This window comes from Pseudomonas sp. PDM17 (genome assembly GCF_014851985.1).
GTDB lineage: Bacteria > Pseudomonadota > Gammaproteobacteria > Pseudomonadales > Pseudomonadaceae > Pseudomonas.
Genome location: NZ_JACVAT010000004.1, coordinates 813,704 through 832,773 on the forward strand (window position 1 = coordinate 813,704; position 19,070 = coordinate 832,773).

Here is a 19,070-nt window from a genome sequence, read left to right on the forward strand (position 1 = left end):
TCCCTTTGGGAGAGGGTTAGGGTGAGGGTCGACCTGAGCGGAGGAATATCTGGCAGGAACGGGCTCTAACCTGCGGGCAGAAAAAAAGGGAGCCTTGCGGCTCCCCTGGAGAGACGGCCGCGGAAGTGGAGTCGCGGCCGGGGGGTTAAGCTGCGCCGTCAGGCGGCGCTGAACAGGCTGTGCGGGTCGATGACGAATTTCTTCGGCACGCCGGCATCGAACTCGCCATAGCCCTTGGGCGCCTGGTCCAGGGTGATGACTTCCACCCCGACGACGTCGGCGATCTTGATGCGGTCCCACATGATCGCCTGCATCAGCTGGCGGTTGTACTTCATCACCGGGGTCTGGCCGGTATGGAAGCTGTGCGACTTGGCCCAGCCCAGACCGAAACGGATGCTCAACGAGCCCTGCTTGGCGGCCGCGTCCACCGCGCCCGGGTCTTCGGTGACGTAGAGGCCCGGAATGCCGATCTTGCCGGCCACCCGCACCACCCCCATCAGTGAGTTCAGCACGGTGGCCGGAGCCTCATGCTGCGATCCCGAATGCCCATGACCACGGGCCTCGAAGCCCACCGCGTCGACCGCGCAGTCCACTTCCGGCTCGCCCAGCAGATCGGCGATCTGCTCGTGCAGCGGGGTGTCCTTGGACAGGTCGGCGATCTCGAAGCCCTGTGCCTTGGCATGGGCCAGACGAGTCGGGTTGACGTCACCGACGATCACCACGGCGGCGCCCAGCAGGCGGGCCGAAGCGGCGGCGGCGAGACCGACCGGACCGGCGCCGGCGATGTACACGGTGCTGCCCGGACCGACGCCGGCCGTCACCGCACCGTGGTAGCCGGTGGGAAGGATGTCGGAGAGGCAGGTCAGGTCGCGGATCTTCTCCATCGCCGCGTCGCGGTTGGGCAGGCGCAGCAGGTTGAAGTCAGCGTAGGGAACCATCACGTACTCGGCCTGGCCACCGACCCAGCCGCCCATGTCGACGTAGCCGTAGGCGCCGCCGGCGCGGGACGGGTTGACCGTCAGGCAGACGCCGGTGTGCTGCTCCTTGCAGGTACGGCAGTGGCCACAGGCGACGTTGAACGGCACCGAGACCAGGTCGCCGATCTTCATGGTTTCCACGCCACGGCCGATCTCCACCACCTCGCCGGTGATTTCGTGGCCCAGCACCAGGCCTTCGGGCGCTGTGGTACGGCCACGGACCATGTGCTGGTCGGAGCCGCAGATGTTGGTGGAAACGACGCGGAGAATCACCCCGTGGTCGATCTGCTTGCCCTGCGGGTCCTGCATCTTCGGATAGGGGATGTTCTGAACTTCGACCTTGCCCGGGCCGAGATAAACCACACCACGATTGCCAGACATACGCATTCCTCATTGTGTTTGTGGGTACAAAGACGGGCCTTGCGGCTCGCGGTTCTGCACTGGGATGTCGTGTGTTGCGCGACAGGGCCGGGGGATTGGCAGCCGGCGGTCTGTCGGTGTTGCTCGTGCATGGGAGCCGGGCTTCAAGAGCCCCTCTCCCTAACCCTCTCCCGCAAGCGCGAGAGGGGATATCCGTGTGTGGCGGGAGCGCCGTTTCATCCGGCGACTCCGCACTGCTCTTGCCCCCTCTCCCTTCAGGGAGAGGGCTGGGGAGAGGGCGATTTACCGCGAGCGCCACAGTCCAGATCGGAGCGTAGGGCGGATGAGCTCCATCCATCCGCCGTCCGGGTGTCATGGCGCATAACGCCTGCGGCGTTATGCGCCCTACGAAGGCGGCTCTTACAGCACCACCGTCCGGTTGGCGTTCAGGAAGACGCGTTTCTCGATGTGGTAGCCCACGGCTTTCGCCAGGGTCAGGCACTCCACGTCGCGGCCCTTGGCGATCAGGTCCTCGGGGTAGTGGGAGTGGTCCACGGGCTCGACGCCCTGGGCGATGATCGGGCCCTCGTCGAGGTCGTTGTTGATGTAGTGGGCGGTGGCGCCGACCAGCTTCACGCCCTTCTGGTAGGCCTGGTGGTAGGGCTTGGCGCCCTTGAAACCGGGCAGCAGCGAGTGGTGGATGTTGATCGCCCAGCCGTCCAGGCGGCGGCACAGCTCGGGGGACAGCACCTGCATGTAGCGGGCGAGGATCACCAGTTCGGCGCCGGTTTCCTCGATCACCTGCCAGACCTTCGCCTCCTGCGCGCCCTTGTCGTTGGGGTCGAGGGCGAAGTGGTGGTAGGGGATGCCGTGCCAGCGCGCCAATGGTTCCAGGTCCGGGTGGTTGGAGACCACCGCCACCACGTCCATCGGCAGTTGACCGATGCGCTGGCGGTAGAGCAGGTCGTTCAGGCAGTGGTCGGCCTTGGAGACCATTATCACCACCTTGCTGCGGTAGCCCGGCGGGGTCAGTTCGACATTCATCTGGAAGGGCGAGACGCGGTCGGCGAGGCCGGCGCGGAAGGCTGTTTCGTCGAAGCCGTCGCCGGCACGGAACTCGATGCGGATGAAGAAACGCTGCGCCAGGCGGTCATCGAACGAGTGGTGCTCGGTGACATAGCAGCTCTGTTCGAACAGGTAGCGCGTGACCACGTCCACCGTGCCCAGCAGGCTCGGGCTGTCGGCGGTGAGGATCCAGGTTTCGGGGGTGCGGCTCATGGTCTGACTCCGAAGGATTTCCCCCCGCCGGTGCGGCAGGGGGAATCGACGCCTGTTACGCCGCTACCTGCAGGCCGTACTCGGCGCAGGCGTCCTGCAGCCACAGCCAGAAGTAGTCGGAGAAGCTGCGGCGCACCACCAGCTCCCAGGTGTGCTCGCCGGTATGGCGGATCACCAGCTGGGACTTGGCGAAGTTCGTGCCGATAGCCTTGCCCACCGGGAAGTTGCTCGGGTGCACGTCGTAGCCGGTGGACTTCATCAGCACTTCGCGGACCTTCGCGCCTTCGAGCTCCAGCAGGGTCTGGCCGCCGCTGACGTTGATCACCGAGTAGTGCAGTTCTTCGCCCAGCGCCTCGCGCAGGCGCTGTTCGACGGCGAACTCCTCGCCGCCGGGGACGATCAGCAGCCATTCGTCCGGGCCGAGCCACTGCAGCGAGGTTTCGCCCTTGGCCACCAGGCCCAGGGCCACCGGCAGCTCCAGGCCCAGGGCCTTGTGCACGCCGCCGGCGAAGGCCGGATCGTGGGCGTCGCCACGCAGGGTCAGGTGGCCGAGGAATTTCTTCTCGCGCAGGGTCACGCCGGCGTTGGCCACCTTGCGCGCGGCGAGCTTGTCCAGCTCGGCATGGTGCAGGGGCGACTCGGCCTGGATGCCGTCTTCGGGGCGTTGCTGGTAGAGATTTGCCTTGCTCATTCTTTTTCACCTTGGGGCGTCGTGCGCCCTGGAAGCCTGTCTGCCCTCTCCCTAACCCTCTCCCTGAAGGGAGAGGGGATATCCGAGTGCGCTTCACGCACCGTGCCATCCGGGAGCTTCAGTCACTCCCTCTCCCTTCAGGGAGAGGGCGGGGGAGAGGGGCGAACCCCACTCCGATCAATCCACGTTCTGCCGTTCGCCTTTCGGGTCGTAGAACACCGAGCTGCAGATTTCCGCCTCGATCACGCGGCCGTCCGCCAGCGGGGCATAGACCTTCTCGCCCAGGCGCTTGATGCCGCCCTTCACCACCGCCAGGGCAAAGCTGTAGCCCAGGCTGCTGCTCATGTAGCTGGAGGTGACGTGGCCGACCATGGTCGCGGGGATGGTGTGCTGCGGGGTGAACAGCAGTTGCGCGCCTTCGGGCAGCAGGTCCATCGGGTTGGTGGGCTTGAGGCCAACCAGCTGCTTGCGGTCTTCGCGCTGGCAGTCGGCGCGGTTCATGCCGCGCCAACCGATCCAGGAGAACGGCTTGGTGCGACCCACCGCCCAACCCATGTTCAGGTCGTCCGGGGTGACCGAGGCATCGGTGTCCTGGCCGACGATGATGAAGCCCTTCTCGGCGCGCAGGACGTGCATGGTCTCGGTGCCGTATGGCGTCAGGTTGTACTTGGCGCCGGCGGCGACGATGGCCTCCAGCACACCCATGGCGTAGTTGGCCTGGATGTTCACCTCGTACGACAGCTCGCCGGTGAAGGAGATGCGGAACACCCGCGCCGGCACGCCGGCGACCTTGCCCTCCTTCCAGGTCATGAAGGGGAAGGCGTCCTTGTCCAGATCGATGTCGGTGACTTCGGCCAGCAGCTTGCGGCTGTTTGGGCCGGACAGGGTGAGGGTGGCCCAGTGGTCGGTGACCGAGGTGAAGTACACCTTCAGCTCCGGCCATTCGGTCTGGTGGTACAGCTCCAGCCACTCCATGACGCGCGCGGCGCCGCCGGTGGTGGTGGTCATGACGAAGTGGTTGTCCGCCAGGCACGCGGTGACGCCATCGTCGAAGACCATGCCGTCTTCCTTGCACATCAGGCCGTAGCGGGCCTTGCCCACGTCCAGCTTGGTCCAGGCGTTGGTGTAGACGCGGTTGAGGAACTCGCGGGCGTCCGGGCCCTGGATGTCGATCTTGCCCAGGGTCGAGGCGTCCAGCAGGCCGACCGACTCGCGCACGGCGCGGCACTCGCGGGCCACGGCGGCGTGCATGTCTTCGCCACGCTTGGGGAAGTACCACGGGCGCTTCCACTGGCCGACGTCCTCGAACTCGGCGCCGTTCTTCACGTGCCAGGCGTGCAGCGCGGTGAAGCGCACCGGTTCGAACAGGTGGCCGCAGTGACGGCCGGCGACCGCGCCGAAGGTCACCGGGGTGTAGTTCGGGCGGAACATGGTGGTGCCGGTGTCGGCGATGCTCTTGCCCTGGGCGCGGGCGGCGATGGCCAGGCCGTTGATGTTGCCCAGCTTGCCCTGGTCGGTGCCGAAGCCCAGCGCGGTGTAGCGCTTGACGTGCTCGATGGACTCGAAGCCCTCGCGGCAGGCCAGTTCGATGGCGGCGGCGGTGACGTCGTTCTGGGTGTCGACGAACTGCTTGGGCGCCCGCGCCGTGGTTTTCTCGTGGGGCACCTGGAACAGCGCGAGAGTGGCGTCCTCGGCGCGCTCGGCAACCACCGGCAGCTCGCCTTCGACGGACTTGAAGCCGCCGTCGACAGCGGCCTGGCTGCCGGCCTGGTAGCCATCAGCCAGGGCGTCGGCGAGGCGGAACACGCCGTTCACCGCGCCGGCGCAGAGGCGCTTCTGGAAGGCGAGGCCGGGAACGAAGGCGAGGATGTCCTCGCGCCATTCCGGCTTGCCGCCCAGGTGCGAAGCCAGGTGCACCACCGGGCTGTAGCCGCCGGAGCTGGCGATGAGGTCGCAGTCCAGCCACTCACCGGGCGCATTGACCTTGTGGCGGAAGGTGTCGATGGAGGCGACCTTCGCACCGGTCACGCGTTTGCTGCCGCGTGCCTCGATCACTGCGCTGCCGGTGATGACCCGCATGCCGCGCTTGCGCGCTTCCTCGACCCATTCGCCGCGCGGATTGGGGCGGGCGTCGGCGATGGCGACCACCTGCAGACCGGCTTCCTGCCAGTCCAGGGCGACGCGGTAGGCGTAGTCGTTGTTGGTGGACAGCACCAGTTTCTTGCCCGGTGCCACGCCATAGCGGCGGACATAGGTGGAGACAGCGCCGGCGAGCATGTTGCCCGGCACGTCGTTGTTGCCATACACCAGCGGGCGCTCGTGGGCGCCGGCGGCGAGCACCACGCGGTTGGCGCGGACCCGGTGTACGCGCATGCGTACCTGGCCCAGCGGAGCGGTCTCGCCGATATGGTCAGTGCGGCGCTCGTGAATGGTGAGGAAGTTGTGGTCGTGGTAGCCGTTGACCGTGGAGCGCGGCAGCAGGATCACGTCCGGGTTGCCTTGCAGCTCGGCGATGGCCTTGGCCACCCACTCCTCGGCCGGCTTGCCGTCGAGGGGCTCGCGGGTGTCGAGCAGACTGCCGCCGAACTCTTCCTGTTCATCGGCGAGGATTACCCGCGCACCGCTGCGCGAGGCGGCCAGGGCTGCGGCGAGGCCGGCGGGGCCGGCGCCGACGATCAGCACGTCGGCGTGGTGGTTCATCCAGTCGTAGCTGTCCGGGTCCACTTCGGTGGGCGCACGACCCAGGCCGGCGGCCTTGCGGATGTACTTTTCGTAGGTCAGCCACATGGACTGCGGGTACATGAAGGTCTTGTAGTAGAAGCCGGGCGGCATCAGCTTGCCGCCGACCTTGCCGAAGATCCCCATGAGGTCGTTCTGCACGTTCGGCCAGCCGTTGGTGGCGGTCGCCACCAGGCCGCTGTACAGGGCCTGCTGGGTGGCGCGCACGTTGGGCACCTGGGTGGATTCGCGCGAGCCGATCTGCAGGATGGCGTTGGGCTCTTCGGCGCCGGCGGCGACGATGCCGCGCGGGCGCGAGTACTTGAAGCTGCGGCCGAGGATGTCGACGCCGTTGGCCAGCAGGGCGGCGGCCAGGGTGTCACCGGCGAAGCCCTGGTAGCTCTGGCCGTTGAAGCTGAAGGTCAGCGGCTTGTTGCGGTCGATGCGACCGCCACGGGACAGGCGATTGATCTGGCTCATTAGGCCTTCTCCACGGCGGGCTGGACGGCGGATTTCTTCTCGGATTCGGCGCTGATGCTTGGTTTTTCGCCGATCTTGTAGGTTTCCAGGATTTCGTAGGTCACGGTGTGGCGGGTGACGTTGAAGTACTGGCGGCAGCCGGCGGCGTGCACCCACAGCTCGTGGTGGATGCCGCGCGGGTTATCGCGGAAGAACATGTACTCGCCCCACTCGGCGTCGGTGCAGGCAGCCGGGTCGAGCGGGCGCGGGATGTGCGCCTGGCCCTTGGCGTGGAATTCCTCTTCGGAACGCAGCTCGCCGCAATGAGGGCAGAAGATATTCAGCATGGTTTTTGCCCTCTTAGTGCGCGACGGCGGCAGCGCCGTGTTCGTCGATCAGCGCGCCGGTATGGAAGCGTTCAATGGAGAAGGGCGCGGCCAGCGGATGCGGCTCGCCCTTGGCGAGGGTGGCGGCGAAGACATTGCCCGAGCCGGGGGTGGCCTTGAAGCCGCCGGTGCCCCAGCCGCAGTTGAAGAACAGGTTCTTCACCGGGGCCTTGCCGATGATCGGGCAGGCGTCCGGGGTGGTGTCGACGATGCCGCCCCACTGGCGGTTCATGCGCACGCGCGAGAGCACCGGGAACATCTCGACGATGGCCTGCAGGGTGTGCTCGATGACCGGGTAGGAGCCGCGCTGGCCGTAGCCGTTGTAGCCGTCGATGCCGGCACCGATGACCAGGTCGCCCTTGTCCGACTGGCTGATGTAGCCATGCACGGCGTTGGACATGATCACGCTGTCGATGATGGGTTTCAGCGGCTCGGAAACCAGTGCCTGCAGCGGGTGCGATTCGATCGGCAGGCGGAAGCCGGCGAGCTTGGCCATGTGCCCGGAGTTACCGGCGGTGACCACGCCGACGCGCTTGGCGCCGATGAAGCCGCGGTTGGTCTCGACGCCGATGACGGCGCCGTCCTGCTTGCGGAAGCCGATCACTTCGGTCTGCTGGATCAGGTCCACACCGAGGGCATCGGCGGCGCGGGCGAAGCCCCAGGCCACGGCATCGTGGCGGGCCACGCCGCCGCGACGCTGCACGGTGGAACCCATGACCGGGTAGCGGGCGCTTTTGGTGCAGTTCAGGTAGGGAATCTCTTCGGCCACCTGCTGGGCATTGAGCAGCTCGCCGTCGACGCCGTTGAGGCGGTTGGCGCTCACGCGGCGTTCGCCGTCACGCATGTCCTGCAGGGTGTGGCAGAGGTTGTAGACCCCGCGCTGGGAGAACATGACGTTGTAGTTGAGGTCCTGGGACAGGCCTTCCCACAGCTTCATGGCGTGTTCGTAGAGCAGCGCCGACTCGTCCCACAGGTAGTTGGAACGCACGATGGTGGTGTTGCGCGCGGTGTTGCCGCCACCCAGCCAGCCCTTCTCGACCACCGCGACGTTGGTGATGCCGTGCTCCTTGGCCAGGTAATAGGCCGTGGCCAGGCCGTGCCCGCCGCCGCCGACGATGACCACGTCGTAGACCTGCTTGGGCGTGGGCGTGCGCCACATGCGCTGCCAGTTCTCGTGGTGGCTCAGGGAATGCTTGAACAGGCCGAAGCCGGAGTAGCGTTGCATGGGGTGCTCCTGATTGTTCTTGTCGCCGTGGCTGCTCTTTGTAGGAGCGAGCTTGCTCGCGAATGAGTTGTCGGGATCGCGAGCAAGCTCGCTCCTACAGACGGCTGAAATTTCTCAACGGTAGACCGGGAAGTCCGCGCACAGGCCCGCGACCTGGGTGGCCACCTTGGCCTCCACGTCGGCGTCGCCCAGGTGGTCCAGCACGTCGCTGATCCAGCCGGCCAGCTCGCGGCACTGTTCTTCCTTCAGGCCACGGGTAGTCACCGCCGGGGTGCCGATGCGGATGCCGGAGGTGACGAACGGGCTCTGCGGATCGTTCGGCACGGCGTTCTTGTTCACCGTGATGCCGACACGGCCCAAGGCGGCGTCCGCTTCCTTGCCGGTCAGGCCCTGCTTCACCAGGCTGATCAGCATCAGGTGGTTGTCGGTGCCACCGGAGACCACGTCGTAGCCGCGCTCGATGAACACCGAAGCCATGGCCTGGGCGTTCCTGATCACCTGGGCCTGGTAGTCCTTGAAGCCGGGCTCCAGCGCTTCCTTGAAGCACACCGCCTTGGCGGCGATCACGTGCATCAGCGGGCCGCCCTGGGCGCCGGGGAAGACGGCGGAGTTGAGCTTCTTCTCGATCTCTTCGTTGGATTTCGCCAGGATCAGGCCACCGCGCGGGCCGCGCAGGGTCTTGTGGGTGGTGGTGGTGACCACGTCGGCGTAGGGCAGCGGGTTCGGGTACAGACCGGCGGCAACCAGGCCGGCGACGTGGGCCATGTCGACGAACAGTAGCGCCCCGACCTTGTCGGCGATGGCACGGAAGCGCGGGAAGTCGAGGGTCTTGGAGTAGGCGGAGAAGCCGGCGACGATCATCTTCGGCTTGTGCTCCACGGCCAGGCGCTCGACTTCGTCGTAGTCGATCAGCCCGGTGTCGGTGTTCAGGCCATACTGCACGGCGTTGTAGAGCTTGCCCGAGGACGACACCTTGGCGCCGTGGGTCAGGTGGCCGCCATGGGCCAGGCTCATGCCCAGGATGGTGTCGCCGGCATTGATCAGCGCAAGGTACACGGCGGAGTTGGCCGAGGAGCCCGAGTGCGGCTGGACGTTGGCGTAGTCGGCGCCGAACAGCTGCTTGGCGCGGTCGATGGCCAGCTGCTCGACTTTATCCACATGCTCGCAACCACCGTAGTAACGCTTGCCCGGATAACCTTCGGCGTACTTGTTGGTCAGCCCGCTGCCCTGAGCCTGCATGACGCGCTTGCTGGTGTAGTTCTCCGAAGCGATCAGCTCGAGGTGGTCCTCCTGGCGCGCTTCCTCGGCATCCATCGCCGCGAGCAGTTCGTCGTCATAACCCTGGATCTGGTCTTGCTTGCTGAACATCGCTGGTCTCCCTGCGGCGCGGTGGGGCGCCATGGCTGGTGCGGGGCGCGAGCTGGCCCCCTTGGAAGCGATGGTATGACTGGCCCTGTCAGCCCAGATGCCTGCGCACGTCGCGGGTAGGTGCGTTTGCGACATGCCGCGACCGGCGCAAAAGCGACCGCGTGCGTGGAATTGCACGCGGCGGCTGGTCAGAATGCGACATGCCCGCGCCAGGACGGCGCGGCCCGCGGAGCCCTGCCCGATGAAGCGCTTCTTCTTATGTGGTTCGCTGTGCCTTGCGCTGCTGGCGCCGGCTTTGTCTGCGTGGGGCATGTCACGCCTGTTCGACGGCGACGCGCGCGTCCGGGTGCAGGGCCAGACGCTGTGCTTCGGCGGCGCCGCATTCAAGTCGCCCGGCCTGTTCTTCAACCGCACGCTGCAGGTGGATGAACGGCAGGTGGCGGTGCATTCCATCGAAGTCGCCCGCCAGCCTTACGAGCCGTTCTGGTCGTCGGCCAGTATCGAACCAAACCAGGGCGTGCTGCTGCGCAGCGATACCTGCTTCGCCTATGGCCAGGCCATCACCGGTTTCCGCGAGAAAGTCCCGGCACGGGCCCTGGAGCCCGGCCTCTACAGCGTCACCCTCGGCGGGCGCGACAGTGCCGGGGACGGCCAGCGGGCTACCTTCATGAAGACCTTCTGCCTGGAAGCACGCGGCGGCGGGATGGCCGTGATCGATGCCGGCTATGACGAGAAGCAGGGACGCTGGGTCTGCAACCCCCCGCAATGAAGCTGCCGATAGGAACCGCTGGGCCAAGGGACTAAACTGCGCCCCTCACGAAATGCGAGGACGCCATGAACCGTTCCCTGACTCTGCTTTCCGCCCTGCTGCTCACCGCGACGCTGCAGGGCTGTGGTGACGACAGCAAACCTGCCAAGGCCGAAGCGCCCGAAGCCGCCGGCAACGCCGCCGCGGCCACCCCGGCGGGCGACAGCTGCACCGGCCATGTACTGGAGAAGGCGCTGCCGCCGACCAAGGCCGTCTACGGCTATCCCTACCTGTCCCGCGAGTGCGGCTACGACGACGCCACCATCGTCTACGGCAAGGCCGATGGCAGCCAGCATCTGGTCGTGACCCTGACCGACACCGGCTTGCCGGCGCCGGGCGCCGACCAGCAGGGTGAGGCCGCCAGGCAGTACCTGGCCGCCCAGGCCAAGCTGCGCGACACCACCGCCAAGAACGTCTCGCTGCTCAACCAGGCCCGCCAGGCCGCGCTGCAGAATGGCACCGCCGCACAGTTCGGCGGCGAGCAATACCTGCCGGTGATCGACAGCACCCGCATGGGCGACCCGCTGGCCATCAGCGTGCCGGGCCCGGACGACAAGGCCGGCGAATCCAGCCTGACCGGCCTGATCAAGGGTCGCTACGTGCTCAACATGACCTCGCCGGACAAGCCCAACGGCGGCACTGCCCAGTCCCTGCGCGAACTGTTCGTGCCGATCTCCGAGCAGATGGCGCTGACCAAGCTGCCCTGATCCCTCCCGCGGCCTCCCGTCAGCGGGAGGCTTGCGCCCTCCGGCGGCGAGCGACTATCCGTTGCTACGCTGCTGTCTGACGCACAACGTTTTTCGAGGCCGCACCATGACCGACAACACCCAACAGTTCGCCAGTGATAACTACTCCGGCATCTGCCCCGAAGCCTGGGCGGCCATGGCCGAAGCCAACCGCGGTCACGAACGCGCCTACGGCGACGACCAGTGGACCGCCCGCGCCTCCGATTATTTCCGCGAACTGTTCGAGACCGACTGCGAAGTCTTCTTCGCCTTCAACGGCACCGCGGCCAACTCCCTGGCCCTGGCGTCCCTGTGCCAGAGCTACCACAGCGTGATCTGCGCCGAGACCGCCCACGTCGAGACCGACGAGTGCGGCGCGCCGGAGTTCTTCTCCAACGGCTCCAAGCTGCTGCTGGCGCGCACCGACGCCCAGGGCAAGCTGACCCCGGAGGCGATCCGTGAGATCGCCCTCAAGCGCCAGGACATCCACTACCCGAAGGCGCGCGTGGTCACCATCACCCAGGCCACCGAGGTCGGCACCGTCTACCGCCCGGACGAGTTGCAGGCGCTCAGTGCTACCTGCCGCGAGCTGGGCCTGCACCTGCACATGGATGGCGCGCGTTTCTCCAACGCCTGCGCTTTCCTTGGCGCGACCCCGGCCGAGCTGACCTGGAAGGCCGGCGTCGAAGTGCTCTGCTTCGGCGGCACCAAGAACGGCATGGCGGTGGGCGAGGCCATCCTGTTCTTCAACCGCGAACTGGCCGAAGGCTTCGACTACCGCTGCAAGCAGGCCGGCCAGCTGGCCTCGAAGATGCGCTTCCTCGCCGCGCCCTGGGTCGGCGTGCTGCAGGACGACGCCTGGATGCACTACGCCAGCCACGCCAACCGCTGTGCACAACTGCTGGCCGAGCGCGTCGCCGACGTGCCGGGCGTGCAGCTGATGTTCCCGGTGGAAGCCAACGGCGTATTCCTGCAGATGTCCGAACCCGCACTGGAAGCCCTGCGTCAGCTGGGCTGGCGCTTCTACACCTTCATCGGCGCCGGCGGCGCGCGCTTCATGTGCTCGTGGGATACCGAGATCGCCCGCGTCGAGGAACTCGCGGCCGACATTCGTAGGGTGATGGGCGCCTGAGCCTGAGTTGTCCCCAGGCGCTGGGGACGGTTGCTCGCGCAACCTGTCCCCAACCTGTGGATGAATGCCTGCAGGCCTTTTGCGGCGTGGCTTTCATGCTTCTGATCGAAAATTGATCACGGCTGCTTTCTGTAGCAGCGCCGTCAGATACGCACTGCCGTACCGCTCACGCTGACCATCAGCATGCTGCCGTTCTGCCCCACGACCTCGTAATCCAGGTCGATGCCGACCACGGCATTGGCGCCCAGCTCTTGCGCGCGCTCCTGCAGCTCCTCGAAGGCGATCTCCCGCGCCCTGCCCAGTTCCTTCTCGTATGCCCCGGAGCGGCCGCCGATGATGTCGCGCAGGCCGGCGAACAGGTCGCGGAATACGTTGGCGCCGAGGATCGCCTCGCCAACCACGATGCCGCGGTATTCCTGGATGGTCTTGCCCTCGATGGTGGGCGTGGTGGTCAGGATCATGGGCTGGCTCCTCTGCTGGGGGAAATCCAGCATAGCTCCGCACCCTGCTTGAGGCCGCGCCGGCTGTGTTTCAGCATTTGGCGAAAATCCGGGGGAAACCTTGTGATAAAGCTGTGGATAACGGGGTGGAAAATGACAGCGGCATGGCACTTTCATGAACAGCCTAAAATCGCTGCGGAATTTCATCAAAGCCCCGTTATTCGTGGCTTTCATGGGTGTCTGGGTGAGGTGTGGAGATCTCCACAGCCGCTGTGGAGGCAAACTTGTCCAACCTGTGGAAAAACTGTTGGGCAGTGGCTGCGGAACCGATGGTACGGGGCTTCCCTGAAGCTGGCTGTTTTCTGATCAGTCGCGTGTTTTCAATCACTTGCGGGCCTGTGTATCGATTGCGACGAAATTCCTGTGCACGATCCTTCCACCGCTATCCCCGGTTTGTGTTGACCCACTTGTGTGCCTCCTGTGGAAAACATCGTCGGCGCCACGGGCAGCGGGGCTTTTAAAGGGTTGTTCAAAGATTGATCAGCGAAGGATGCAAGCGACTGATCCATGGCGACTTTTCCCCAGTGATGCGGGCTGCGTGAAACTTTCCACAGTGCCTGTGGGGCGAATCTCGCAGAAGGTGTGGACAACCTGTACCCAGATCGCTGTAGGCCACGCGCGGCGCGGCCTGGTCTTCTTAGTACGTTTTTTGATCAATTGGCGAAAGTCGCGCCGTTACTGGCTTTCAGCGAATTTTCCGGTGGGTTTTCCACATTGGCTGTGCAGCGTTCTGCCGGGATCTTGTGGGCGGGTTGTGGATGAATCGCTGGAGGGCCCGTTGTGCCTGGCTTGCGCCGGGCTGATCAATATTTGTCCAGGGGCGCAGGGCCTGCTGCCTATACTTCACTCACCCTGGGGGCGGGAGATTCAGCATGTCCAGTTACTCGGTGGAACAGATCCGCACCGTGGCCCTGGTCGGCCACGGCGACAGCGGCAAGACCCTGCTTGCCGAAGCGTTGCTGCAGCACAGCGGCGCGATTCCCAGCATGGGCTCGCTGGAGCGCGGCGACACGCTGTGCGACTCCGACCCGCTGGAGCGGGAATACCATCACTCCCTCGCCGCCGCCTTGGCGCACTTCGAGCACGAGGGCGCGCAGGTCCGTCTGATCGATACCCCCGGTTATCCCGACTTCATCGGCCATGCGCTGCCGGCTCTGGCGGCGGTGGAAACCGCGCTGGTGGTGGTCAATGCGCAGAACGGCATCGAGCTGAGCACCCGCCGCATGATGGATTGGGCCGGCGAGCGCGGGCTGTGTCGGATGCTGGTGGTGAACAAGATCGACGCCGAGCGCATCGACCTGCCGGGCCTGCTGGCGGGTTTGCGCGAGTCGTTCGGCAAGGAGGTATTGCCCATCAACCTGCCTGCCGAGGGCGGAGCACGGGTTGTGGATTGTTTCTTCAATCCCGACGGCGAGGCGGATTTCTCCTCGGTGGCCCAGGCGCACCAGGCGCTGGTGGACCAGGTGGTGGAGGTCGACGAGGCGTTGATGGCGCATTATCTGGAGGAGGGCGAGGTGGCGCCCGAGGCGCTGCACGAACCCTTCGAGCGTGCCCTGCGCGAAGGCCACCTGATTCCGCTGTGTTTCGTTTCCGCCCGCACCGGCGCTGGCGTGCCGGAGCTGGCGAACATCCTCGCGCGCCTCGCGCCGAACCCCACCGAGGGCAACCCGCCGCTGTTCCTGCGCACCGATGACAAGGGCGCCGAGCACCCGGTGAAGGCCTGCCCCGACCCGGCCGCCCATGTGCTGGCCCATGTGTTCAAGGTGGTGATCGACCCCTTCGTCGGTCGCCTCGCAGTGTTCCGCGTGCATCAGGGCACGATCCGTCGGGAGATGCAGTTGTTCGCCGGCGACGGGCGCAAGCCGTTCAAGGTCGGCCATCTGTTGCGCCTGCAGGGAAAGAAGCACGAAGAGGCGCCGTGGCTGATCCCCGGTGACTTCGGCGCGCTGAGCAAGGTCGACGAACTGGAGTACGGCGTGGTGCTGCACGACTCCCACGACGAGGACCACATTCACCTCAAGCCCCTGGATTTCCCCACGCCCATGCAGGGCCTGGCCATCGAGGCGAGCCGGCGCGGCGATGAGCAGCGCCTGGCGGAAATTCTCCAGCGCCTGCAGGCCGAAGACCCCTGCGTGCGCCTGGATTACAACGCCTCCACCCAGGAAACCGTGCTGCGCGGCATGGGCGAGTTGCACCTGCGCTACCTGCTCGAGCGCATGGCCGGGCAGTACAAGCTGGAAGTGCAGACCCGCGCGCCCAGCGTGCCTTACCGTGAAACGGCGACCCGCAGCGCCGAAGGCCACAGCCGGCACAAGAAGCAGACTGGCGGGGCGGGGCAGTTCGGCGAGGTCTACCTGCGCATTGAGCCAATGCCGCGCGGCGAGGGTTTTGCCTTCGTCGATGCGATCAAGGGCGGGGTGATTCCCGGCAACTTCATTCCCTCGGTGGAGAAGGGCGTGCGCTCGGCTCTGGCGGCCGGGCCGCTGGCCGGCTTCCCGGTGGAGGACGTGAAGGTCACGGTGTTCGACGGCAAGAGCCACTCGGTGGATTCCAAGGACATCGCCTTCCAGGCCGCCGGGCGCAAGGCCATGCTCGATGCGCTGCGCAATGCCGGCGGCATCGTGCTGGAGCCGGTGATGCAGATCGAGGTGACCACGCCGGATACCCACCTGGGCGACATCACCGCCGACCTCACCGGCCGCCGGGGCCAGGTGCTGGGCACCGAGTCGCTGTCGGCCAGCGTCGCGCTGGTGCGCGGGCAGGTGCCGCTGGCGGAGCTGGACGGCTACGCCAACCGGCTGAAATCCATCACCGCCGGCCAGGGCCTCTATAGCCTTTCTTCCAGCCATTACAGCGCCGTCCCGCAGGACGTACAGCAACGCCTGTCGAGTGGCTACAAGGCGGTCCCGGAAGAAGACTGAGCGAATGTGGATATTCGTCGCAGCTGCTGCCCGCAAAGGCCCGTGGCTGGGCCTTGGCGCGCGCCTGCCCGGCGGGTCTGCGGGAAAGGCGAAAGTCACGTGGCATGCGGGTTGCAGACGGGATCGAGGCGGCCAGCCGGTTCGGCCAGAGGTGTCTCCGAGCTTGCCTCGGGACACCTTCAGCCTGTGGATAACTCAGTGGGTAACATGTGGGACAGGTGGGGGCAGGCTGTGATCAGTACTCGATCACCACGTCACCCTTGGGCACGCTGCAGCAGGACAGGATGTAGCCTTCGGCGACGTCTTCGTCGGTGATCCCGCCGTTGTGCTCCATCTCCACCTCGCCCGAGCGCTTCATCACCTTGCAGGTGCCGCAGATGCCCATGCCGCAGGCCTTGGGAATGTGCAGGCCGAGCTGCGCGGCGGCGGCGTGGACGGTCTCGCCCGGTGCCACGCGGATGCTCTTGCCGGTCTCGCAGAACTCCACCAGGTTCTGCTCGGCCAGGGGCACGGCCGGCGCCTCGGCGGCTTCGGCGGCCAGTTCCTTCACGTCGGCGCGGACTTCCGGCGGGGTCGGGCCGAAGGCCTCCTCGTGGTAGCGCGACATGTCGTAGCCCTCGGCTTCGAGCAGGCGCTTGACCGCGTGCATGTAGGGCGTCGGGCCGCAGCAGAATACCTCGCGCTCGAGGAAGTCCGGCGCCATCAACTGCAGCATCGCCTTGTTCAGGTAGCCCCGGTAGCCAGCCCAGGACTCGCCCATCTCGTACTTCTCGCAGACCAGATACAGCTTGAAGTTGTTGATCCGCGAGTTCATGTGCTCCAGCTCGCGGTGGTAGATGATGTCCTTGGGCGTGCGCGCGCTGTGCACGAAGACCATGTCGACGTTGCCGTTGGTGTCGAAGAACCAGCGTGACATGGACATCACCGGGGTGATGCCGACGCCGCCGGAGAGGAACAGCACCTTCTCGGCGGGGAAGTCGATGGCGTTGAAATTGCCCACGGGCCCGTGCACCGGGATCTGGTCGCCTTCCTTGAGGTTGTCGTGCAGCCAGTTCGACACCTTGCCACCGGGCACGCGCTTGATGGTGATGGAGAAGCTGTAGGGCACCGAGGGCGAGCTGGAGATGGTGTAGGAACGCATGATCGGCTGGCCGTCGATCTCCAGCTCCAGGGTGACGAACTGCCCCGGCTTGAAGAAGAACATGATCGGCGCGTCGGCCATGAAGCAGAAGGTGCGTACATCCCAGGTTTCCTGGATAGCCTTCACGCAGCGCACCAGGTGGCGCCCGTTGGCCCAGGTCTGGGTATTCACCGGATTGAGGAAGTTGTTCGTCGACATGCTGTCTCTCCGCGCACGCGGGCCGTGCTGGGCCTGATGGGGCAGCGCCGGGGCCCGTTTGCCTACGTCGTTCGAGCGTAGAAAGCACGGGGCCTTTCGGCATGCCTGATGGGGCGGATTGTGTGCATGAGGATGGCCGCTGCATTTACCTGCCAGCGACATTTGCATGCTTATCGCGACCTGCCGCCTGGGACGTGCCGTTGCGCGTCGGGAAATGATCTGGCCGTGTCGCCCATGGATAAGGGTAATCCCGGGGTGCGGCCCCACACTCAGCGCCATGCCGAGCAACTCCCAAGGTTGAGCGAGACGGCGGGAAACGGCGCACTCGGCGCGCCTGGCACCTGCCGCAAACAAGCCCTGCGTGGCAAACCGTATCAGCCACTTATTTCCGCCGGCAGCCCGACCGGGCTGCGGCATGAGGACCGAGCAATGGACGTCACCACTACCCTGAGTCTGGGCGACCCGCTGGAACCGGCCCGCAAGGCCACCGCCGAGATGCTGCGCAGTCGCGACCACAGCTTCTCGCTGCCGCAGCCCTTCTACAACGACGAGCGCCTGTTCCAGCTGGACATGCAGGAGATCTTCCACAAGGAGTGGCTGATCGCTGGCATGACCTGCGAGATCCCCGCCAAGGGCAACTTCCTCACCCTGCAGATCGGCGACAACCCGGTGATCGTCCTGCGCGGCGCCGAGGGCAAGATCCACGCCTTCCACAACGTCTGCCGCCACCGTGGCTCGCGCCTGTGCGTCAGCGACAAGGGCAAGGTCGCCAAGCTGGTCTGCCCCTACCACCAGTGGACCTACGAGCTGGACGGCCGCCTGCTGTTCGCCGGCACCGAGATGGGCGCCGACTTCGACATGAAGGACTACAGCCTCAAGCCGGTGAACGTGAAGACTGCCGGCGGCTACATCTTCATCTCGCTGTCGGAGAACCCGCCGGCCATCGATGACTTCCTGCGTACGCTCGAGCACTACATGGAGCCGTACGACATGGAGAACACCAAGGTCGCGGTGCAGACCACGCTGATGGAAAAGGCCAACTGGAAGCTGGTGCTGGAAAACAACCGCGAGTGCTACCACTGCAACGGCTCGCACCCGGAGCTGCTGAACACCCTGCTGGAGTGGGACGACGTCACCGACCCGCGCGCCAGCCAGGCGTTCAAGGACCAGGTCGCCGCCTGCACCACCGCCTGGGAAGCCGAGAAGATTCCCTATGCCCACGAAAGCTTCGGCCTGCGCAACCGCATCGTGCGCATGCCCCTGCTGCAGGGCACCGTGTCCATGACCATGGACGGCAAGCAGGGCAGCAAGAAGCTCATGGGCCGCATCCAGAACCCGGACCTGGGCTCGATGCGCATCCTGCACCTGCCGCACTCGTGGAACCACTGCATGGGCGACCACCTGATCGTCTTCACCGTGTGGCCGATCAGCGCGCAGGAAACCAGGGTCACCACCAAGTGGCTGGTGCACAAGGATGCGGTGGAAGGCGTCGACTACGACGTCGCCCGCCTGCGCGAGGTCTGGGACGCCACCAACGACCAGGACCGTCGCCTGGCAGAGGAGAACCAGCGCGGCATCAACTCCACCGCCTACCAGCCGGGGCCGTACTCCAAGACCTACGAGTTCGGCGTGATCAACTTCCTCGACTGGTACAGCGAGCGGCTGCTGAACAACCTGGGCGAGGAGTCCGCCCACGCCCGCCTGGTCGCCGAGAAGTAAGCCCCAGCCACCCAGCGCCCCCGTCTCTCGGGGGCGTTGTCGTTCAGGAGGAAGCCACGTGGATGCCATGCTCTTCTACAGCAGCTCCGCTTTCGTCACCGGCCTGGTGGCGTGGAACCTCTTTGCCTGCTGGCGCAAGCGCTGATTCCTGTCGCTGCGCTCTTTGTGGGATGGGTGGAGCGAAGCGATACCCATCGGCGCAGCGCGGTCGTGAATTGACGGGTATCGCTGCGCTCCACGCCATCCTGCGTCTCGGCTCTGAATCTCCCCTTACTCCGTAATCCGCGGCTTCCGAGCCTTTGCGCGGCCCACGTTCCCCTGCGCGACGTAAACGCTGTCGCCCGTGTCGCGAGGTTGACGCTTTCGGTATGACCCTGGTCGTTTTCGAACCGGGTCGCCTCGGGGTGCAGGGATATCCTGCCTGCAAAGCGTCGGGGAAAAACCCGCCGCGCCAAGCCTGACAA

Annotated in this window: 14 protein-coding genes; 5 read left to right on the top strand and 9 right to left on the bottom strand. The window is 65.9% G+C overall.

Annotation, left to right across the window (positions count from 1 at the left end; all coding sequences use genetic code 11):
* Positions 1-158: 158 nt before the first annotated feature.
* The 7 genes from fdhA to glyA form a co-directional block, all read right to left on the bottom strand.
* Positions 159-1,358: a formaldehyde dehydrogenase, glutathione-independent gene (gene fdhA, locus IB256_RS18030; RefSeq protein ID WP_081519115.1), complete on the bottom strand. Its 1,200-nt coding sequence runs from the start codon at positions 1,356-1,358 to the stop codon at positions 159-161.
* Positions 1,359-1,757: 399 nt separating this feature from the next.
* Positions 1,758-2,615, bottom strand: coding sequence for a formyltetrahydrofolate deformylase (locus IB256_RS18035; protein ID WP_192294625.1), 858 nt, complete (start codon positions 2,613-2,615; stop codon positions 1,758-1,760).
* Positions 2,616-2,670: 55 nt separating this feature from the next.
* Positions 2,671-3,306, bottom strand: coding sequence for a sarcosine oxidase subunit gamma (locus IB256_RS18040; protein ID WP_081519117.1), 636 nt, complete (start codon positions 3,304-3,306; stop codon positions 2,671-2,673).
* A gap of 177 nt (positions 3,307-3,483) precedes the next feature.
* Positions 3,484-6,504, bottom strand: a complete 3,021-nt coding sequence (locus tag IB256_RS18045) for a sarcosine oxidase subunit alpha (RefSeq protein WP_192294627.1) — start codon at positions 6,502-6,504, stop codon at positions 3,484-3,486.
* A complete protein-coding gene (locus IB256_RS18050) occupies positions 6,504-6,830 on the bottom strand; it encodes a sarcosine oxidase subunit delta (protein ID WP_081519119.1) in 327 nt (108 codons plus the stop codon). The genes IB256_RS18045 and IB256_RS18050 overlap by 1 nt, the downstream gene beginning before the upstream one ends.
* A 13-nt stretch (positions 6,831-6,843) precedes the next feature.
* Complete coding sequence (locus tag IB256_RS18055) at positions 6,844-8,094, bottom strand: sarcosine oxidase subunit beta (protein ID WP_081519120.1); 1,251 nt, start codon at positions 8,092-8,094, stop codon at positions 6,844-6,846.
* A gap of 114 nt (positions 8,095-8,208) precedes the next feature.
* Positions 8,209-9,462 carry a serine hydroxymethyltransferase gene (gene glyA / locus IB256_RS18060; RefSeq protein ID WP_081519121.1) on the bottom strand — a complete coding sequence of 418 codons (1,254 nt, stop codon included), beginning with the start codon at positions 9,460-9,462 and terminating at the stop codon, positions 8,209-8,211.
* Positions 9,463-9,703: 241 nt separating this feature from the next.
* Here glyA and IB256_RS18065 point away from each other — a divergent pair, with 241 nt between their 5' ends.
* The 3 genes from IB256_RS18065 (at position 9,704) to IB256_RS18075 (ending at position 12,127) form a co-directional block, all read left to right on the top strand.
* Positions 9,704-10,231: a hypothetical protein gene (locus IB256_RS18065; RefSeq protein WP_192403515.1), complete on the top strand. Its 528-nt coding sequence runs from the start codon at positions 9,704-9,706 to the stop codon at positions 10,229-10,231.
* A gap of 65 nt (positions 10,232-10,296) precedes the next feature.
* Positions 10,297-10,977, top strand: coding sequence for a hypothetical protein (locus IB256_RS18070; RefSeq protein WP_192403517.1), 681 nt, complete (start codon positions 10,297-10,299; stop codon positions 10,975-10,977).
* Between the two features lie 106 nt (positions 10,978-11,083).
* Positions 11,084-12,127: a low specificity L-threonine aldolase gene (locus IB256_RS18075; protein WP_192294632.1), complete on the top strand. Its 1,044-nt coding sequence runs from the start codon at positions 11,084-11,086 to the stop codon at positions 12,125-12,127.
* A gap of 143 nt (positions 12,128-12,270) precedes the next feature.
* Here the strand turns inward: IB256_RS18075 and IB256_RS18080 are convergent, their stop codons facing one another.
* A complete protein-coding gene (locus tag IB256_RS18080) occupies positions 12,271-12,588 on the bottom strand; it encodes a heavy metal-binding domain-containing protein (protein WP_017521552.1) in 318 nt (105 codons plus the stop codon).
* 911 nt (positions 12,589-13,499) lie between these two features.
* Between IB256_RS18080 and fusA the strand changes: the two genes are divergently transcribed.
* The gene (gene fusA / locus IB256_RS18085) at positions 13,500-15,548 is read left to right on the top strand and encodes an elongation factor G (protein WP_192403519.1); all 2,049 of its coding nucleotides are present in this window, start codon (positions 13,500-13,502) and stop codon (positions 15,546-15,548) included.
* A 235-nt stretch (positions 15,549-15,783) separates the two neighbouring features.
* Here the strand turns inward: fusA and gbcB are convergent, their stop codons facing one another.
* The gene (gbcB, locus tag IB256_RS18090; RefSeq protein WP_138213635.1) at positions 15,784-16,887 is read right to left on the bottom strand and encodes a glycine-betaine demethylase subunit GbcB; all 1,104 of its coding nucleotides are present in this window, start codon (positions 16,885-16,887) and stop codon (positions 15,784-15,786) included.
* Between the two features lie 429 nt (positions 16,888-17,316).
* Here gbcB and gbcA point away from each other — a divergent pair, with 429 nt between their 5' ends.
* Positions 17,317-18,606 carry a glycine-betaine demethylase subunit GbcA gene (gene gbcA, locus IB256_RS18095; RefSeq protein ID WP_192403521.1) on the top strand — a complete coding sequence of 430 codons (1,290 nt, stop codon included), beginning with the start codon at positions 17,317-17,319 and terminating at the stop codon, positions 18,604-18,606.
* Positions 18,607-19,070: the final 464 nt, after the last annotated feature.

Coding starts and splice junctions, on each gene's coding strand:
- fdhA (WP_081519115.1), bottom strand. CDS start 1,358: ATGTCTGGCAATCGTGGTGTGGTTTATCTCGGCCCGGGCAAGGTCGAA.
- IB256_RS18035 (WP_192294625.1), bottom strand. CDS start 2,615: ATGAGCCGCACCCCCGAAACCTGGATCCTCACCGCCGACAGCCCGAGC.
- IB256_RS18040 (WP_081519117.1), bottom strand. CDS start 3,306: ATGAGCAAGGCAAATCTCTACCAGCAACGCCCCGAAGACGGCATCCAG.
- IB256_RS18045 (WP_192294627.1), bottom strand. CDS start 6,504: ATGAGCCAGATCAATCGCCTGTCCCGTGGCGGTCGCATCGACCGCAAC.
- IB256_RS18050 (WP_081519119.1), bottom strand. CDS start 6,830: ATGCTGAATATCTTCTGCCCTCATTGCGGCGAGCTGCGTTCCGAAGAG.
- IB256_RS18055 (WP_081519120.1), bottom strand. CDS start 8,094: ATGCAACGCTACTCCGGCTTCGGCCTGTTCAAGCATTCCCTGAGCCAC.
- glyA (WP_081519121.1), bottom strand. CDS start 9,462: ATGTTCAGCAAGCAAGACCAGATCCAGGGTTATGACGACGAACTGCTC.
- IB256_RS18065 (WP_192403515.1), top strand. CDS start 9,704: ATGAAGCGCTTCTTCTTATGTGGTTCGCTGTGCCTTGCGCTGCTGGCG.
- IB256_RS18070 (WP_192403517.1), top strand. CDS start 10,297: ATGAACCGTTCCCTGACTCTGCTTTCCGCCCTGCTGCTCACCGCGACG.
- IB256_RS18075 (WP_192294632.1), top strand. CDS start 11,084: ATGACCGACAACACCCAACAGTTCGCCAGTGATAACTACTCCGGCATC.
- IB256_RS18080 (WP_017521552.1), bottom strand. CDS start 12,588: ATGATCCTGACCACCACGCCCACCATCGAGGGCAAGACCATCCAGGAA.
- fusA (WP_192403519.1), top strand. CDS start 13,500: ATGTCCAGTTACTCGGTGGAACAGATCCGCACCGTGGCCCTGGTCGGC.
- gbcB (WP_138213635.1), bottom strand. CDS start 16,887: ATGTCGACGAACAACTTCCTCAATCCGGTGAATACCCAGACCTGGGCC.
- gbcA (WP_192403521.1), top strand. CDS start 17,317: ATGGACGTCACCACTACCCTGAGTCTGGGCGACCCGCTGGAACCGGCC.